The organism is Methanobrevibacter sp. (genome assembly GCF_030539875.1).
In the GTDB taxonomy this organism is placed as follows: Archaea; Methanobacteriota; Methanobacteria; order Methanobacteriales; family Methanobacteriaceae; genus Methanocatella.
In genome coordinates, this window is sequence record NZ_JAUNXI010000005.1 from 79,221 (window position 1) to 98,157 (window position 18,937).

The following is an 18,937-nucleotide window of genomic DNA, read 5'->3' on the forward strand; positions in this document are numbered from 1 at the left end:
AATATGTCAAAAATAATTGTTACCGGCGGAGCAGGATTTATTGGAAGTAATTTTGTAAAGTATATGGTTAATAAATACTCAGAATATGAGATTATTAACTTGGATGATTTAACTTACTGCGGAAATCTTGAAAACTTGAAAGATATTGAAAATATGGAAAATTATTCATTTGTTAAAGGCAACATTAGAAATAAAGACATTGTTGACGACTTGGTAAGGCAATGTGATTATGTTATCAATTTTGCTGCTGAAAGTCATGTTGATAGAAGTATTTCTGATCCTGAAATCTTTATTAAGTCAAATGTTTTAGGAACTCAGGTATTATTGAATGCCGCTAAAAAATACGGTGTTGAAAAATATATCCAGATTTCAACTGATGAAGTTTACGGCACTTTGGGAAAAACAGGATATTTTACTGAAAACACTCCATTACAACCTAATAGTCCATATTCAGCTTCAAAAGCAGGAGGAGATTTAATCACTCGTGCTTACAGTGAAACTTTTGATTTGCCAATTAATATAACTCGTTGTTCTAATAATTATGGGCCTTATCAGTTCCCTGAAAAATTAATTCCTCTAATGATTTCCAATGCGTTGGAAAACAAAAAATTGCCGATTTACGGTGACGGTAAAAACGTTCGTGATTGGCTGCATGTTTATGACCACTGCCAAGCTATTGATTTGGTATTGCATGATGGAAAACTGGGTGAAGTTTATAATATCGGAGGAAATAATGAAAAAGAAAACATAGAAATTGTTAAACTGATATTGAATCAATTAGATAAGGATGAATCATTAATTGAATTTGTAAGTGATAGATTAGGTCATGACAGGCGTTATGCCATTGATTCAACTAAAATCCAAAATGATTTGGGATGGGCTCCTGAATATAGTTTTGAAGTGGGCATAAAAGAAACAATTCAATGGTATTTGGATAATCAGAATTGGATTAATAATGTTAAAAGCGGCGAATATCAGGAATATTATAAGAAAATGTATTTGGATAGATAGTTAGTTTTACACTTGAAATACACCTCTATTTTTTCACTTTTTTCGCATTTTTTTATTTTTAAATTTTTAAATTAGTATTTTGTTTTTAATTTTAAGATAATTTTATATAGTATAATTCTTTAAAACTGATAAATAGGATATGGATAAAATTTACTTTATTTAATTCGGGAAGTGGTGATTTTATGTTAGAACAATTTTTACCTCTCATGGGGTTAATTATTTTTGGCAATATTGAAAATTTAATCTTATCATCTCAGGGTGTGGTAGCTGGTGTAAATCCTATTAAATTAGGAATAGCAAGTATTATATGTGTAATTATATGGTTATTAATCGGTACATTTGGAACACAATTGTTAATCGAATATTCTGCATTTATTGAGTTTATTGGCGGTTTAGCTATTTTCATATTAGGTCTTCAAGCAATGATTGAATCAGTAAGGGGTGTCTAGTGTGGATAAGGATTTAAAACCCTTCTTGTCATTAATTATTTTTGGAAACATTGAAAACTTAATTTTGGCTGCACAAGGTGTTTCTGCACATGTTGATCCGGTCGGTCTTTCTATTTTAAGTTTAATTGCTGTTGTTATTTGGTTTTTAATTGGAACATTCGGTACTAAAGTAGCAATGAAATATGCACGTTATATTAATTTCGTCGGAGGTCTTGCTATTTTCATATTGGGTCTTCAAGCAATGGTACAGTCAGTGCCGGGTATGTTATCATTCATGTAATCATTAAAATAGTTTAATATGAAATATATAAAGCATAAAATATATGGTATTTTATTTAAATTATTTAAAAATACATATATTGAAGAAAACAGAGTTTCCTTCATTGTTGATTCAAAAGAATCTTTTAAAGGTAATTTGGATTATATTAAAAAAGAATTTGAAAAAAGAGGAAACTTTGATTTTTACTATTTTTACAAGGATCAGCTTTCTATCGGTGGCTTTAAGAAGTTATCCAGTTCCAAATTCATATTTTTAAATGATAATTTTTTTCCGCTAGCATTTATGAAATTTAATCCTAGAACTACAGTAGTCCAATTGTGGCATGCTCCTGGGGCTTCTAAGAAATTCGGAGGATCAGTTGATTTTGAAAGTAGGGATATTCTTAAGAAAATTTCTAATAATACAGATTATTTAATTGTAACTTCAAACAACGTTAAAGATTATTACAGTGAAGCTTTTCAGATATCTAAAGATAAAATTAAGCCACTTGGACTTCCCCGTATGGATTACTATTTTGAAAATCATGATTTGAACAAGTTAAAATCAGATTTTTGCACTGAACATAATATTTCCCCAAATAAAAAGATTGTTCTTTATGCTCCGACTTTTAGAGATGAAGAACAATTCAATAATGTTTTTAACTATTTGGATATTGAGGAGTTCAATAAAAGATTAGGAGATGAATTTGTTTTAGCTTTAAGACTTCATCCAAAGATTAAAAATTTTTATAAAGACGATATTTTATCCAATGGGCAGTACATTGATGTAAGCAATTATGAAAATGAGCAAAAGCTGATGCTGATTAGTGACATGCTAATAACCGATTATTCTTCCATAATGATAGAATTTGTCACATTAAATAAGCCGGTAGCATTTTTCACATATGATTTGGATAGCTATTTGGACAATGAACGTGGATTTTATTATGATTTTAAAAATACTGTTCCAGGACCAATTGTTCGCACTTCTAGCGATTTAATTGATGTAATTAAAAATAATGAATTTGATGAAAACAGAATTTCCGAATTTCTTAAAACCCAATTTGATGTAATGGATGGCAAATCATCTGAAAGAATTGTCGATTTTCTATTAAATAATGGTTGATAAAATGGATAATATTAAAGTAAGTGTCATTGTTCCAGTTTACAATAGCTGTGAATATATAGGGAGCACACTCGACTCAATAATTAATCAGGATTTCACTGATTTCGAGGTAATAGTCATCGATGACGGGTCAACTGACAATAGTCTGGAAATTATTCATGAAAGGTTGTCTTCCTCATCAATACTTCATGAAATTATTCATCAGGATAATATGGGTGTAAGCAGTGCTAGGAATCGCGGGATTGAAATGGCTAATGGCGATTACATGGTTTTCATTGATTCGGATGATTGTGTTAGAAAAAATCACCTGTCTGAATTGTATAATGGTGTGACTGACTTTAGCTTAGTGCAATTGGTTAAAAAGGATGGTGATAAATTCTCAAATCCTCACCACTTTTCAAAAGGATTGATTTCTTGCCACGAATTTATTAAAATGGAATTGAATATGGAAATGCCCTTTAATTTCACACAATTAATGTATAAAACAAGCATAATTAAAGATAACAATATTAAATTCAATTCAGAGGTTATTTATGGTGAGGACACGGAGTTTGCACTTAAAGCTTTAAGTTTTGGGGAGGAAATATCCTTAAGCAACGAAGTAACCTATTACTATAATCAGCATGAGCAATCAGCTATTAGAACATCTGAACTTAGACGCTTTGAAGTTGTAAAGCTTTTTGAAGATTTGGCTCAATTTTATAAAAATCAGGGAAAAAATGATTTGGCCAATTTAATTACTGCTTCTAGAATTCCAAAAGCAATATTTGGAAACATGAATTATTTTTTCTATAATAACTATGATTTTGATGAGGTAATTGAAAAAATGAAGGACTTGGATTTATTTACAAAATTGTCTAAATTTGAAGGTAACTCTAAATTTAAATTCAAGATAAAATTATTCCTATTAAGTCCAAAAATATATTATAAAATATGGAAAAAATTTAAAAATTCAATTGATTAATATGAAAGTTTCTGTTGTAACACCAAATTATAATGGTGAAAAGTTTCTAAAAATCTTTTTAGAATCACTTAATAATGATGATGAGCATATTGGTGAAGTTATTATTGTAGATAATGGATCAGGTGATGGCAGTCTGGATTATCTTAAAAACAATAGCTTTAATTTCCCTCTTGTTTTAATAGAAAACAAAGAAAATGTTGGCTTTTCCCCGGCTGTTAATCAGGGAATCAAAAAAGCTCAAAACGAACTTGTCTTTTCAATAAATAATGATACGGAAATTAAAAAAGGTTCAATTAAAAAATTAATAGATTTAATCACGTCTGCTGATGATATTTTTTCTGTTCAAGCAAAAATGCTTCAATATAATAATAAAAATTTAATTGATGATGTCGGCGATGAGTATAATTTGCTTGCTTGGACTAAAAAGGTAGGTGAAAACCACCAATCCAGTGAATATGTGGAAGTTAAAGATATATTTTCAAGCTGTGCCGGTGCTGCAATGTATAAAAAATCAATTTTAGAAGAAATCGGGCTGTTTGATGATAACTTTTTTGCTTATATGGAGGATGTGGATTTGGCTATCCGGTCAAAGATTAACGGTTATAGGAATTTGTTATGCCCCGATGCTATTGTCTATCATATTGGAAGTGCAACATCCGGAAGCAGATACAACGAATTTAAGGTTAAGTTAGCAGCTCGCAATAATGTGTGGGTTGTTTATAAAAATTTCCCAGTTCCTCTAAAAATAGTAAATTTTATCTTTTTATTTTTAGGATTTTCAGTCAAATATCTGTTTTTTTTAAAAAAAGGGTTTGGTCCTACCTATCTTGCCGGTATTCGGGAGGGACTGTCCACAAGACATAAAATCAACAAAGTCAAATTCCAGTCAAAAAATACAATAAACTATTTTAAAATTGAATTCAGATTAATAATTAACACTATTAAATTTTTAAAAAGATAATTGGGGATTTATATGGACCTTTCAGTTGTAATTGTAAATTATCAAACATTTGAACTAACAAAAAATACCATTAATTCTATATTCGAATATGATTATCCATTTACTTATGAGATTTTGGTAGTTGATAATGCGTCCGGCGACGATAGTTTGGACCGCTTAAAAGAGTACTTCAGTGATAAGGTAACTTTTATAGCTTCAAAAGACAATAACGGTTTTGCAGCTGGAAATAATCAGGCTTTAAAAATAGCTAAGGGAAAATATGTTCTTCTTTTAAACTCAGACACTATTGTTTGGGAAAATACATTGGAAAATATTTATCACTACATGGAAAAACACACTGATGTTGGAGCATGCGGCTGCAGAGTTATTTTAGAAAATGGTGAACTCGATAAAGCATGTAAGAGAAGCTTTCCAAATGTTAAAAATTCATTTTTCAGGCTGTTCCATATCCCAACAAACAGCAAAGATAATGACTATAACTTGGACAATCTTCCGGACGACGGAATTTATGAAATAGACTGCCTTACTGGAGCATTCATGTTCATAAGGTCCGATGCATTAAGCAAAGCCGGTTTGCTGGATGAAACATTTTTCATGTATGGTGAAGACATTGACCTGTGTTATAGGATTAAAAAATCAGGATGGAAGATAATCTATTACGGGGAGTCCAGAATTACTCATCTAAAAGGAGCAAGCAGTAAAAAACAGAAATCTAAATTGATTTATGAATTTTACCGTGCAATGTATATTTATTATAAAAAACATCATGCTGAAGAATCTTTATTTATTGTAAACTGGATTGTATATTTGGGTATTGCTGTTTTATGCATTTTAAAACTATTTTTAAATATTTTCAAAAAGAAAGATTAAATAATTATTAATGTAATATATTTAATTGAAACTAGTTTTTAGGGTGCTATCATGATTAAAGAAAATCAGAAATTATTTAATTTATTATTGGTTTTAATTGATGTTTTTGTCATTGGTATTGCTCTTTTGTGTTCTATATGGTTAAGATTTAAAACCACTTTATTTGGCCCAATTGGCGGACATTTAGGTATGTTCAGTTACTTATTGTTCTTTGTCTTTGCAGTCATACCTGTGTATTTAATTTTATACTTTGCTTTGGGTCTTTATAAACCGCGTAGGACATATAAAAATATTTTTTCAGAAGCCACTCAGATTATTAAAGTAAATATATTGGCTTTCATCACATTAGTTTCAATCTTATTTATTATAAATCAGCCTGACTTTTCAAGGATAATGCTATTTTTATTAGGAATTATCGGTACATTCATTGGAATTATTGAAAGATTTACTATTAGGTCTGTTTTAAGAAAGGTACGTATTAACAATAAAAATATTAAGCATATTCTAATTGTCGGGGATAATGATTTGGCATTTACATTTGCACATAGAATTCGTGAAAATCCATATTTGGGTTTTACTGTAAGTGGCTTTTTAGGCCGTTCGGATCATATTGGAAATGAAATTGAAGGCAGCAGAATCATAGGAGCATTTAAAGATATTGATGAGATTTTAGATAGCAATAACTTTGACAGGGTTGTTTTAGCAATTCCTTTAAAGTACTATTATAAAATTGATGATCTTGTGGAAAGCTGTGAAAGAGTTGGAATTAAAGCTGAAATAATTCCGGACTATATCAGGTATTTTCCGGCCAAACCATCTGTAGATATGATAGAAAATATTCCAATTATCAATATAAGGTATGTTCCATTGGATGATGACTTTAACAAATTCCTTAAATTTCTCTCAGACTATATTATTTCAATTATAGCTATAATTATTACATCACCTATCATGATAATTACGGCCATTGCAATAAAATTATCTTCTCCGGGGCCTGTTATATTTAAACAGGAACGGATTGGGTATAATGGCAAACCGTTCATGATGTATAAGTTTCGCAGTATGGAAGTTCAAAATCCACTTGATGAAAAATCAGAATGGACTACAAAAGATGATCCGAGAAAAACCAAAGTGGGACAATTTATTAGAAAAACCAGTATTGATGAATTGCCTCAGTTTTTCAATGTGTTAAAAGGAGATATGAGCGTTGTAGGTCCGAGACCTGAAAGACCATATTTTGTTAAACAGTTTAAAGAAACCATTCCAAAATACATGGTCAAACATCAAGTTAAACCGGGACTGACCGGATGGGCGCAAATTCATGGGTGCCGCGGCGATACATCTATTACAAAACGTATAAAATATGATATTGAATATGTAGAAAACTGGCATATGGGTTTGGACTTAGGAATCATGATTAAAACTGCATTAAAGAAAAATCCTAATGCATATTAGCTATTTTTCATTTTTTAACAAAGTCACATTTAGGTAAAATTTATATTGGGTTTCTTTTAATTTTACTATATAGATTACTTTTCAGATGCTCTCTCTAATAATTTATATACATTCTAATTATAAAATAATAATTAACTTTCTATGAGGGGTTTGGTATGCAAGAAGAAATTTTAAAATTATACGAAAAAATCAAAGACCAACTTACTGAAGAAGAATTCCAAAAGGAAATGGATGAACTTCGTGAAAGCAATGCTGAAATATCATTTTTCGATGATTTGGATATTGCAAAATTGGTTTTACAAAATCACGGAATCGAATCTTCAGAAATTACACAAAATAATGAATCTAATGAAGTACCTTTTGAAATCAGTTTAAATGAGGAATCTGATGATGAAACCGGATTTATCATGACTGAAGAAATTTCGGAATTTTACGATAAAGTTAAAGATAAAATTTCTCAGGAAGACTTTTTAGCCAGAATGGAACATTATAGTAAAAATAACAAACAGATTTCATTTATGGATCCTTCTACATTTGCTGAAATGGTGGTTGGCGAATTTAGAGATGATGAAGTGGAAATGGTTTCTGAAAAACCTGAATTTGCTAATAATACAATTGACAAACTTGAAGATGGAAGTAAGGATGTCACTATTTCCGGTAGGGTCATCTCTATTTCAAATCCGAGATCATTTAAAACACGTAAAGGTCAGAGCGGTGAAGTCTGCAATGTGGAATTAATGGATAGCACCGGCAAAATCAGAGCAGTTTTCTGGACTCAAAATATTAAACTTCTTAAAAATGTTAATGAAGGAAACATTATTCAAATTAAGAATGTGGATATTAAGGAAGGTTATTCCGGACTTGAAGCTAATTTGAGACCGAGATCCATTCTTGTCCATTTGGATGAAGATCCTTCAAAATTCCCCGAATATAAAGAAATTATCACAGATATTGCAGATATTAAACCCGAAACAAAAGTTAATATAATTGCAAGAATTGTTAGAATCCCAACAATTAGAAGTTATGAAAAGAACGGCAAAGAGGGAAAAGTCGCTTCTATTGAATTACAGGATTATTCCGGAAAAATCACCTACACATTATGGAACAAGAATGTTGAGTTAATTGAAGATTTGAAACTTGAAGATGGAGATACAGTTAAAATCATCCAGGCACAAGCTCGTGAAAGAATGAATAGGGATGGTGAAAGTGAAATCTCATTAACCCATTGGGATGGCAGAATCATTAAAGGAGATTTCGATGTTCCTGAAGTTAAACAAGAATTCACACCTATCGGAGATGTATATGAATTAAAAGATGTTTCAATTAAAGGTATCGTCTCCAGACTTCAAGATATCAGAACATTTATAAGAAAAACTGATAATACCGAAGGAAGATTAAGGAATTTTGATGTAAGGGACATTACCGGTGAAATCAGAGTAACGTTATGGGGTGATGATACAGATTTGCCAATAAATAAAGGCGATATTATCAAAGTTATTGGTGGAGATGTAAGGTATGATGAATACACTCAGAGTCAATACTCAATGAATACCAATTTTAACACTCAGATTACTATTAATCCTGAAAATTTATCAACTGAGGAATTAGATGAATTAAACAAATTAAGAGAGGAATTAAGACCTATTCCAATTGGGGAAATTTATGAAATTGATGATGATGGAATTGAAATTGATGTTATTGGCAGGATTCTTTCAGTAGATGATGTTAACGAATTCCAAAGAGAAGATGGCACTGTTGGCACTGTACGTTCATTAATGTTTGCTGATGAATCCGGTAAAGTCAGATTGTCTTTATGGAATGAACGTGCTCAGGAAGAATATAGTGTAGGTGATGCCTACAGAATAGAAAATGCAAGAACCAGGCTTGGTATGTACAGTGTTGATTTAAATATCGGAAGCGGAGCCCGTCTTATTAGATTATCTGAAGAACAAGCTTCTGCAATGTTTATTCCCGAGTTATCTTCACTGGAAAAAGCATTATATGATTATAAGAAAATTTCTGATATTGATGAGGATGACCAGGATATTATTGTTATAGGCAGAGTTATTGAATTAAGTGAAATTCACGAATTTGAAAGGGATAATGGTGATTCAGGTTTTGTTAGAAATATAGAAATCGCTGATGAAACAGGTTCTCTTAGAGTGGTTTTATGGGATGCTGATGCAAAAAGAGAGTTTGAAATGGGTCAGCCAATTAAGTTACAAAATCCCCGCTTTGATTTAGATAATGATAGTAGGATTGAAGCTATTGTTAACAGAAATACAGCAATTTTAGAACCTAGTGAAAGCGAAATTGAAAAATTACCTTCTCAGGATGAATTAATGGAAGCGATATACGTTCCAAAAACCATTGAATCATTAGCTGAAGATGATGTTAATGTTTGTGTAACAGGTACTATTGTAGAGGTTGATTCTAATAGAATTATCAGCAAAAAATGCCCTTCATGTAATGGTTATGTAGAGGGTGGTGAAGATGAAAATGTTTGTGACAATTGCGGACATGTATTTGATGAACCGAAGACTCTTCTTATGGTTCCTTTAAGAATTGAAGATGACACCGGCGATATTAAAGTAACTTTCTTTGATAAGCTTGCTGAAGAATTAATCGGCATGAAAAAAGAAGAAATTGTCAATCTTGTTGATGACGGTTATGGAATTGAAGAGAAACTTGAAGATTTAAATGGTGAAACTATTGAAATTATAGCCAATGTCAGTTTTGACATGTATAGTGAAGAAAATAGGTTAAATCCTAAGAAAATTTTATCAAAATATTATTAAGTAAACATAAGGAATGATTATTATGGTTGAGCTAAGTGATTTACCAGGTGTTGGTGAAAAAACAGCAGAAAAATTAAAAGACGCTGGTTTTGCTGATATGATGAGATTGGCAACCGCCACTGCAAAAGAATTATCAGTAAAAGCAGAAATCGGTGAAGGGGTTGCTGAAAAAGTTATTGAAGCAGCCCGTAAATCTGAAAACATTGATTTTGAAACTGCATTTGAAGTCGATGAAAGAAGAAAAGATGTTGGTTACATTACTGTAGGCAGCCAGGAATTCAATGACTTAATTGGTGGGGGGATTGAAACTCAATCCATCACTGAAGTATTCGGTGAATTCGGATCTGGTAAAAGTCAGATTTCCCATGAATTGGCAGTAACTGTTCAATTACCTAAGGAATTAGGTGGTCTTGATGGTGAATGTGTATTTGTGGATACTGAAAACACTTTCCGTCCTGAAAGAGTTAGACAAATTGCTGAAGGATTTGAATTGGATGTTGATGAGGTCTTGCAAAAAATTCATGTCGCCCGTGCATTCAACTCTTCTCATCAGATTTTAATGGTTGATAAAATTAATGATCTGATTCAAAGTGGAAGAAATGTTAGATTAGTTATTGTTGATTCATTAATGGCTCATTTTAGAGCAGAATATGTTGGAAGGGAGTCTTTGGCTGTAAGACAGCAAAAATTAAACCAACATTTGCATTCACTTCAACAAATTGCTAATACATATAATGTTGCAGTATTTATTACAAACCAAGTTCAGGCTAAACCTGATTCTTTCTTCGGAAGTCCTACAAAAGCTATTGGTGGGCACGTTTTAGGACATGCATCTACTTATAGGATTTGGCTTAAAAAGGGATTGGCCGGAAAGAGAATTGCACGTTTAGTTGATTCTCCTCATTTGCCTGAAGGTGAATGCGTATTTAAAATTACTAGCGAAGGTATCGTTAGCTAATTTTAATATTTTATTTTTTTCTAGTTAATTTTATATACTTTTAATTTTATTATTTATAATATGGATGCAATTATTGTTACTATTTTTTCAATCGTTATAATGATCGGGCTCGGATATGTTCTTAAACGAATTGACTTCTTATCTGAAAAAGACATTGATCCTTTTAATAAAATAGTAATGTATATTTTAATGCCCTGCATGATTTTTCATGCAATTTACAATGCCGATTTATCCTCGCTTTCACAGCTGAGCGTATTGCCTTTAATTATTTTACTTTCATCATTTGCTACTGGAATCATTTCATATCTAATTTTAAAAAGATTAAATCTTGATGATAAAAAGTTATGGAGTGTTTTAGTTACAGTAATGATTGCAAATACTGCATTTATGGGGTATCCTGTCAATTTAGGTATTTTCGGCCAAAGCGGTTTTTTAAGAGCAATTTTTTGTGATATTGCAACACTATGTATCTTCTTGTTGCTGTCCTTTGTTTTAATTTTAAAATTCGGCGGAACTATAAAAACTGCAGTAAGAAAGATTGCGCTTTTCCCACCACTATGGGCAGTCATTTCAGGTATAATCTTCAATTTATTGAATATTCCTATAGGAGGAGTTTTAGAAAACACTATTAACTATTTAGGCCAAGGTGCTATTCCTTTAATCATGATTACTTTAGGTTTATCAATTGACTTTTCGGCCTTGTCTAGAAACAAGTCCATGATTTTTTTCACTTCAATCATGAAATTGTTGTTTTTCCCATTGGCTGCATTTTTAATTGCAACCCAACTTGGTTTAGTTGATTTGCAGTATAAGGTTTCAATTATTGAAGCTGCAATGCCTTCGGGAATGTTGTCCTTGCTACTTGCTATTTCTTATAATCTGGACTATGAAATGACATCTGACTGCATACTGATCAATACTGTAATCTCTTTGATTACACTTCCTATAATTATTGTATTATTGTAGTATAAAATTCAATTTTTTTCTTAATTTACAGTTTTTATTTTTTATGAATTTTATTAATCACTTTTTAATCACATAAAAAAACATTATTTTGCCTATAATCATTTTTTAAAGTCAATTTAAAAGGAATTTTTTTTATCATATATAAACTTTACTTCAAGTATTTTATAGAAATCTTTATAAATGTGTATTCACTACATAGAATATATCTAATACTATGTAAAATTTTTATAGTCTATTTTTAAAAAATTGCAATTTTTTATATATATTAGATATTTTTCACGACTTGTACAAGGTGAATTATATGGCAGAAGAAATAAAAGATAATAACGAAGAAATAAGGATTGGGGTTTACGTCTGTCACTGTGGTGTAAACGTTGGTGGAGTTGTAGACTGTCCTGATGTTGCAGAATATGCAATGACATTACCTAACGTAGTTTATGCGACTGACTACAAATACATGTGTTCTGACCCAGGTCAAGCTATGATTCAAGAAGACATTAAAGAGAAAGGATTAAACAGAATTGTTGTAGCTGCATGTTCCCCTCGTCTTCACGAACCTACTTTCCGTAGATGTGTAGAAGAAGCTGGTTTAAACAAATTTTTATTTGAATTTGCTAACTTAAGAGAACAAGACTCTTGGGTACACATGAGCCAACCTGAAGAAGCAACCGAAAAAGCTAAAGATTTAACTCGTATGGCTGTTGCAAAAGCAAGATTGCTCGAACCATTAGAAGCTACTAAAGTAGCAGTAGAAAACAAAGCATTAGTTATCGGTGGTGGAGTATGTGGTATTCAAACCGCTTTAGACTTAGGTGATATGGGATTCAAAACCTACATGGTAGAAAGAAACCCAACCATCGGTGGAAGAATGGGACAATTAGATAAAACTTTCCCTACTCTCGACTGTTCAATGTGTATTTTAGCACCTAAGATGGTAGACTGTGCAAAACACGAAAACATTGAGTTAATCTCCTATGCTGAAGTTAAAGAAGTTGACGGATACATCGGTAACTTCCATGTTAAAGTTGAAAAGAAACCTAGATACGTAGACGAAGAAGATTGTACCGGATGTGGATCCTGTGTAGAAGCTTGTCCTATCGAAATACCTAACTACTACGACGAAGGTGTAGGTATGGTAAAAGCTGCATACATCCCGTTCCCTCAAGCTGTACCATTATGTGCAACCATTGATAAAGATTACTGTATCGAATGTATGTTATGTGACCAAGCTTGTGAAATTGGAGCTATTGACCACAATCAAGAAGCAACTGAAATTGAATTAGAAGTCGGTACTATTATTGCTGCTATCGGTTATGACCCATTCGACCCATCTGGAATTTACCAATATGGATACGGACGTTACAGTAACGTTATTACTGCTATGGAAATTGAAAGGATGATTAACGCATCCGGTCCTACCGGCGGACACGTAGTCAAACCTTCCGATGGTATTGAACCTAAACGTATTGCATTCATCCACTGTGTAGGTTCAAGGGATGAAACTATTGGAAAACCTTACTGTTCCAGAGTATGTTGTATGTACTCCATGAAAAACGCTCAATTAGCTATTGACCACGAACCTGATACCGAAGTAACCTGTTACTACATGGATATCCGTGCATTCGGTAAAGGTTATGAAGAGTTCTACAAAACTTCTCAAGAAAAATACGGTATTGAATTTATCAGAGGTAAACCAGCACAAATCTTCGAAAACGATGATTTAACCTTAACTATCAGAGCAGAAGATACTTTACTCGGTAAAGTAACCGAATACACATACGACTTAGTTGTATTAAGTATCGGTCTTGAACACTCTGCAGGATCTGATGAACTCAGACAAACTTTAGGTGTTTCCAAATCCGCAGACGGATTCTACATGGAAGCTCACCCAAAACTCAGACCTGTTGACACTTTAACTGACGGTGTTTACATTGCTGGTGTAGCTCAAGGTCCTAAAGATATTCCTGACTCCGTAGCTCAAGGTTCCGCTGCAGCATCCAGAGCAGCAATCCCAATGGCTAAAGGTGAAGTAGAAATCGAACCTATTATTGCATCCAACGATGAAGCTATTTGTGGTGCTTGCCAAGTATGTGTCGAATTATGTCCATACGGTGCTATTGCTATTGCAACTGGCGTAGGTGGAAAAGAATTTGCACAAATCAACTCTGCATTATGTAAAGGATGTGGTACTTGTGTAGGTGCATGTCCATCTGGTGCAATGAACCAACAACACTTCAAAACCGAGCAAATTATGGCACAAATCAGTGCTGCTCTTGAAGACTTAGGTAAATAGATTTAGGGATTAATTTCTCTATTTCTTTTTTTTTATTTTTCTAAAACTTTTTTTTTAAGATACTTTATAAATTTTCACAATTTAGTCTATTTTTTCATAAATCTTATATTATAAGATTAATAAAAATAATATTGTATTAATTTAATTGGATATTAGGTGTAGTAAATGACTGATTATCATGATGAAATTTTAGACTTTGAAAAAATTGCAAAAGAACATACTGAATATATGAGAAACAGTATCAATCTTATTGCTTCTGAAAATGTAACTAGTGTTGAAGTAACCGAAGCAGTAGCAACCGATTTCGCTCACAGATATGCAGAAGGTCAGGCCTTCCAAAGACTTTACGAAGGTTGCCAATACGTAGATTTAATTGAAGATAAAACTAAAAAACTTTCCTGTAAAGTTTATGATTGTGATTATGCTAACGTTCAGCCGGTTTCCGGTGTAACTGCAAATCTCGCGGCATTTTTCGGATTTGCAAAACCTGGTGAAAAAGTAATGGCTCTTGAAGTGCCTTCCGGAGGACACATTTCCCACGCTGATGTAAGTGCAGCTGGTATTCGTGGATTAAAAACCGTTTTCCACCCATTGGATAAAAACATTATGAATATTGATATTGATGCTATGAACAAAAAAATCCTCGAAGAAAAACCTGAAATTATTTTATTCGGTGGAAGTTTATTCTTATTCCCTCATCCTATTAAAGAAGCTCGTGAAGCTGCTGATGAAGTTGGAGCTACAATCATGTACGATGGGGCTCATGTGTTAGGTTTGATTGCTGGAAAACAATTCCAACAACCTCTTAAAGAAGGTGCAGATGTCATGATGGGAAGTACCCACAAAACATTCCCTGGCCCTCAAGGTGGAATCATTCTCTCAGGCAAGGAAAATGAGGACAGAATTGATAATGCAGTATTCCCTGGTGTTGTAAGTAACCACCACTTGCACCATTTACTTGGTTTAGGTATTGCAACTGCTGAAATGTTGGAGTTCGGTGAAGCTTATGCAAAACAAATCATTAAAAACGCTCAGGCATTAGGTCAGGCAATGTATGAAAGAGGATTCAACGTTTTATGTGAAGATCAAGGTTTTACACAATCTCACCAAATTGCAGTGGATTTAACCAACATCAGATCAGCATCTGATATTGCACATGAATTGGCTGATAATAATGTTATTTTAAATAAAAATCTTTTACCTGGTGATAATAGGGATAATTCTGATGATCCGTCTGGTATTAGAATAGGTACTCAGGAAATTACCAGAAGAGGATTAAAAGAAAAAGAAATGGATGAAGTTGCTGAATTCATCAAACGTGTGGCTGTTGATAAAGAAGATATTGCTGATGAAGTTGCTGAATTCATGAATCAGTATACAAAACTTGATTACGCATTCTCTGATAGGGAAGCTTATCAATATCACAAATTATAGATTAAAATGAGAATTGCATTTGCATTTACTGGAGCAGGTCATTTACTTAGGGAATCAGTTGTATTAGCTGAAAAACTAGCTAAAGACCATGAAGTCACTATTTTATTATCAGGGGCTAGCGAAGAAGTTCTTAAGATGTATGGGCTTTATGAGCGTGTTGCAGGTTTAACTGGTGGTAAATACCGTGAACTTGCTACTGATTCCAATCAAAAATTTTCATATCCAATTACTGGCCGCCTTTCCCTTGGGAAATATGATTTATTAATAGTTTCACCAGCTACAGCAAATACAGTTTCGAAAATCGTTTATGGAATAGCAGATACATTAGTTACAAATGCAGTGGCTCAGTCTGGAAAAGGCGCTGTTCCAGTATATATGGTGCCGGTTGACATTCATCCGGGTCCAATAGATACTGTTCTTCCATCAAAAATTGAATTTTTGAAATGTCAGGACTGTGATGAATGCGTTGCATCTCTGGCTTGTGAACAGGGCGCTATTATCCCCCATGAAGAAATCGATTTGACAAAATGTATTGGTTGTGGCCTGTGTAGAAATACCTGTCCTTATGATGCAATTTCTGAAGGCAAAATCGTTACAATCTATATGAGGGATATTGATATTGAAAATACTCACAAATTAGCAGAAATGGATGCTATTCATATATTTGAAAATCCTGAAGAGATCTTAGATAAAATCTAAGCTATCTCCCATTTTTAATTTTAACTTGTCTTTTTTTGTTTCCAAGATGAATTTCGCTTGTTTTTTTGGTTTGTAAAATTTCCAAGGTTTTAAAGATGTTTTCTCAAAGATTGTTTTGTTTTCATCTAGAAAATATGCTTCAATTTCAAATCTCATAAACTGGGTATGGATGCTCGAATCCTTAAAATCAGTAAACAGCAATCCGCCTTCAAAATCTTTTTTCAACATCAATCCTTTAAAACGTTTAAAAAAAGTATCTGCCAATGTTATTTTGATATCGATTGTTGTATTTGTGGTTTTATTTAAAATCATTGATGATTATTTTTTCAATTAATATAATTTAAAGTTTTAATATGGTAAAATAAGTTTTGACTTTTAGATAAATGTTTTATTTTCAATTTCACCGCTAAGCAAATCCTCAAATGCAATTTTAAAATCTTTTTTTTCAAAAACACCGGGGATTATTAGTCTTTTATCTCCATGGTTTATGAAATAATATGGTGTTGATGTTATTCCATTTGAAATGGCTTCGTCCATGTCAAGGTCTACTTCAATTGCGTAGGATTCTCTTTTAAGAAATTTGCTTATTTCATTTTCATCTAATCCGCATGAACTGGCTGTTCTTATTAAAACATCATGTTCTGCAATATTTTCATTTTTAATAAAATTGGCTTCAAATATTTTTAAAATAAGTTCCTGTGTCAGTTTGGGATAGTTGTATTCCACATATTTAACGAGACGGTGGGCGTTTTTGGAGTTGGCAAGCTGAACATTGCTGTAATTAAGATTTAATCCGTCGTTTTTAGCAATTTTTTCTATTTCTTCAATTTCCTTTTTTGCATCATCGACTGTCAGACCATGCCTGGCAGCGTATCTTTCTGTTGCATTTAAAACAGTAGTTAATTTAGGTTCAAGTTCAAAAGATTTCATTTCCCATTCAACATCTAAATTAAGTTCATTACAAACGCTTTTTATTCTATTTAATCCGATATATGAATAAGGACAGTTAAAATCGCTTAAATAAATTATATTCATTTTTTATCATCTTTTGATTTTTTATTCTTCTTTTTAGCAACTTTGTATAACCTTGCGATGTTATCTACGGTTCTTAGAATTGTATTGTATTTTCTATAAAATCCCATATTACCTATTTTGGGAATTGTTTTATATCAAATTTTCTTTTATACATTATAATTTCATTCATCTTTTAATCTAAATCCCGCTAATAACTTTGGAATATCTTCTAAACAATCAATTCATACCTTATCCATTTATTTGAATTAATTTTTTTTTAATTTCCAATTTTTTGTGATATTTGCCATAACCTTTATTTATTAACTAAAACAAAAAGATATATATTATAAATTAATTGATATGTGTGCTGATAACATGAGAAATATTGTAGTAAAAGAATTAAATCAATCATATATTGAAGATTTAGAAATTGAAATCGTTGAAAGAAAAGGAATCGGTCACCCTGACAGTATCAGTGACGGAATTGCTCAGGCAGTCTCTAATGCATTATGTGAAATGTATCAAAAAGAATTAGGCGAAGGTTGTATTTTACACCACAACACTGATGAGGTTCAGATTACTGCCGGAGATTCTGATCCTGATTGGGAAGGGGGAATAATCAGAAAACCTATTGACATTTTATTGACTGGTAGAGGAGTATCTGAATTTGAAAAAGAGGATGAAAAAGGTAATAAAGAAATTATCAAGTTCCCTCTTGAAAGAGTAGCTATCAAAGCAGCTAAAGATTTCTTAAAAGAAACTATTATTAATTTAGATGTTGAACTCGACGCAGTTGTAGAATGTAAAATCGGACACGGTTCCGGAGACTTGGTCAACGTATTTGACAGATCTCCTGAAGCCATTCCTAAATCAAACGATACTTCATTCGGTGTAGGTTTCGCTCCTTTATCTGAAGTTGAACAACTTGTACTTGCTACTGAAGAATTATTGAACTCAAAAGAATTCAAAGTAGATTATCCTGCTGTTGGTCAGGATATTAAAGTTATGGGATTAAGAGAAGGTGATGAGATTAACTTAACCATCGCCTGTGCAATGGTTTCAAAATATCTCAAAAACAGAGAAGAATACATTGAAGTTCGCGAAAGCTTAAAATCAATTGTTGAGGAGCTCGCCCCTAAATACACATCAAGAAGCGTCAATGTTGATGTAAACACCGGAGACAACGATGAAACTGAAGACAAATCTGGTTACTACCTTACTGTAACAGGTACTTCTGCTGAAATGGGAGATGACGGTTCTGTAGGAAGAGGAAACAGAGCTAACGGATTAATCACTCCGTGCAGACCTATGTCCATGGAAGCAACTTCTGGTAAAAACCCTGTTAACCACGTTGGTAAAATCTACAATGTTTTAGCAAATAAAATGGCAAATGATGCAGTTGATGAAGTTGAAGGTATTAAGCAACTGCATATTATGCTTTTAACTCAAATCGGTTCTCCGATTAACGAACCTACCGCATCTATTCAGGTTATTCTTGAAGATGGTCTTAAATTAGAAGATGTGGAAGATGACATTAAAGAAGTTATTAACAGGAATTTAGATAATATTAGGGATATTACTAAATTAGTCATCGAAGGAAAAGCTAGAACTTTCTAGAATTTTACTTCATGTTATCCGCACATGTCAATTCTTTCGTTTAAATTTCTTTTTTAAGAAATTT

17 protein-coding genes are annotated in these 18,937 nt (G+C 32.4%); 15 read left to right on the forward strand and 2 right to left on the reverse strand.

The genetic code is table 11. The features are described 5' to 3' along the window. Positions 1–3 precede the first annotated feature (3 nt). The 14 genes from rfbB to Q4Q16_RS03055 all read left to right on the forward strand — a co-directional run bounded on the left by rfbB (position 4) and on the right by Q4Q16_RS03055 (position 16,242). The gene (gene rfbB, locus Q4Q16_RS02990) at positions 4–1,011 is read left to right on the forward strand and encodes a dTDP-glucose 4,6-dehydratase (RefSeq protein ID WP_303346156.1); all 1,008 of its coding nucleotides are present in this window, start codon (positions 4–6) and stop codon (positions 1,009–1,011) included. A 182-nt stretch (positions 1,012–1,193) separates the two neighbouring features. Continuing rightward, the gene (locus Q4Q16_RS02995; RefSeq protein WP_303346158.1) at positions 1,194–1,460 is read left to right on the forward strand and encodes a hypothetical protein; all 267 of its coding nucleotides are present in this window, start codon (positions 1,194–1,196) and stop codon (positions 1,458–1,460) included. A gap of 1 nt (position 1,461) precedes the next feature. Continuing rightward, positions 1,462–1,740 carry a hypothetical protein gene (locus Q4Q16_RS03000; RefSeq protein WP_303346160.1) on the forward strand — a complete coding sequence of 93 codons (279 nt, stop codon included), beginning with the start codon at positions 1,462–1,464 and terminating at the stop codon, positions 1,738–1,740. Between the two features lie 18 nt (positions 1,741–1,758). Further along, entirely contained in the window at positions 1,759–2,844 is a 1,086-nt protein-coding gene (locus Q4Q16_RS03005; protein WP_303346164.1) for a CDP-glycerol glycerophosphotransferase family protein, read from the forward strand. 4 nt (positions 2,845–2,848) lie between these two features. Continuing rightward, positions 2,849–3,808 carry a glycosyltransferase family 2 protein gene (locus tag Q4Q16_RS03010; RefSeq protein WP_303346166.1) on the forward strand — a complete coding sequence of 320 codons (960 nt, stop codon included), beginning with the start codon at positions 2,849–2,851 and terminating at the stop codon, positions 3,806–3,808. A 1-nt stretch (position 3,809) separates the two neighbouring features. Further along, a complete protein-coding gene (locus tag Q4Q16_RS03015) occupies positions 3,810–4,769 on the forward strand; it encodes a glycosyltransferase family 2 protein (protein WP_303346167.1) in 960 nt (319 codons plus the stop codon). A 12-nt stretch (positions 4,770–4,781) separates the two neighbouring features. Next, the gene (locus tag Q4Q16_RS03020; protein WP_303346168.1) at positions 4,782–5,639 is read left to right on the forward strand and encodes a glycosyltransferase family 2 protein; all 858 of its coding nucleotides are present in this window, start codon (positions 4,782–4,784) and stop codon (positions 5,637–5,639) included. Positions 5,640–5,690: 51 nt separating this feature from the next. Beyond that, complete coding sequence (locus Q4Q16_RS03025; protein WP_303346169.1) at positions 5,691–7,094, forward strand: undecaprenyl-phosphate glucose phosphotransferase; 1,404 nt, start codon at positions 5,691–5,693, stop codon at positions 7,092–7,094. A 155-nt stretch (positions 7,095–7,249) separates the two neighbouring features. Then, on the forward strand, positions 7,250–9,892 hold the full coding sequence (locus Q4Q16_RS03030; protein WP_303346170.1) for an OB-fold nucleic acid binding domain-containing protein: 2,643 nt from the start codon (positions 7,250–7,252) through the stop codon (positions 9,890–9,892). A gap of 22 nt (positions 9,893–9,914) precedes the next feature. Continuing rightward, complete coding sequence (gene radA / locus Q4Q16_RS03035; RefSeq protein WP_303346171.1) at positions 9,915–10,850, forward strand: DNA repair and recombination protein RadA; 936 nt, start codon at positions 9,915–9,917, stop codon at positions 10,848–10,850. A gap of 60 nt (positions 10,851–10,910) precedes the next feature. Further along, positions 10,911–11,816, forward strand: coding sequence for an AEC family transporter (locus tag Q4Q16_RS03040; RefSeq protein ID WP_303346173.1), 906 nt, complete (start codon positions 10,911–10,913; stop codon positions 11,814–11,816). 301 nt (positions 11,817–12,117) lie between these two features. Continuing rightward, a complete protein-coding gene (locus Q4Q16_RS03045) occupies positions 12,118–14,109 on the forward strand; it encodes a CoB--CoM heterodisulfide reductase iron-sulfur subunit A family protein (protein WP_303346175.1) in 1,992 nt (663 codons plus the stop codon). A 165-nt stretch (positions 14,110–14,274) separates the two neighbouring features. Beyond that, positions 14,275–15,543 (forward strand): serine hydroxymethyltransferase, encoded by a 1,269-nt coding sequence (gene glyA / locus Q4Q16_RS03050; protein ID WP_303346177.1) that lies wholly within the window; start codon positions 14,275–14,277, stop codon positions 15,541–15,543. 6 nt (positions 15,544–15,549) lie between these two features. Then, positions 15,550–16,242: a dihydromethanopterin reductase (acceptor) gene (locus Q4Q16_RS03055; RefSeq protein WP_303346178.1), complete on the forward strand. Its 693-nt coding sequence runs from the start codon at positions 15,550–15,552 to the stop codon at positions 16,240–16,242. Here the strand turns inward: Q4Q16_RS03055 and Q4Q16_RS03060 are convergent. Both Q4Q16_RS03060 and Q4Q16_RS03065 read right to left on the reverse strand, forming a co-directional pair. After that, on the reverse strand, positions 16,228–16,554 hold the full coding sequence (locus Q4Q16_RS03060; protein WP_303346180.1) for a DUF192 domain-containing protein: 327 nt from the start codon (positions 16,552–16,554) through the stop codon (positions 16,228–16,230). The two genes, Q4Q16_RS03055 and Q4Q16_RS03060, sit on opposite strands and share 15 nt — an antisense overlap. Positions 16,555–16,617: 63 nt before the next feature. Beyond that, positions 16,618–17,277: a DsbA family protein gene (locus tag Q4Q16_RS03065; RefSeq protein WP_303346182.1), complete on the reverse strand. Its 660-nt coding sequence runs from the start codon at positions 17,275–17,277 to the stop codon at positions 16,618–16,620. Positions 17,278–17,631: 354 nt separating this feature from the next. On the opposite strand from Q4Q16_RS03065, the gene Q4Q16_RS03070 reads away from it, so the two are divergent. Next, positions 17,632–18,873 (forward strand): methionine adenosyltransferase, encoded by a 1,242-nt coding sequence (locus Q4Q16_RS03070; RefSeq protein ID WP_303346184.1) that lies wholly within the window; start codon positions 17,632–17,634, stop codon positions 18,871–18,873. Positions 18,874–18,937 lie beyond the last annotated feature (64 nt).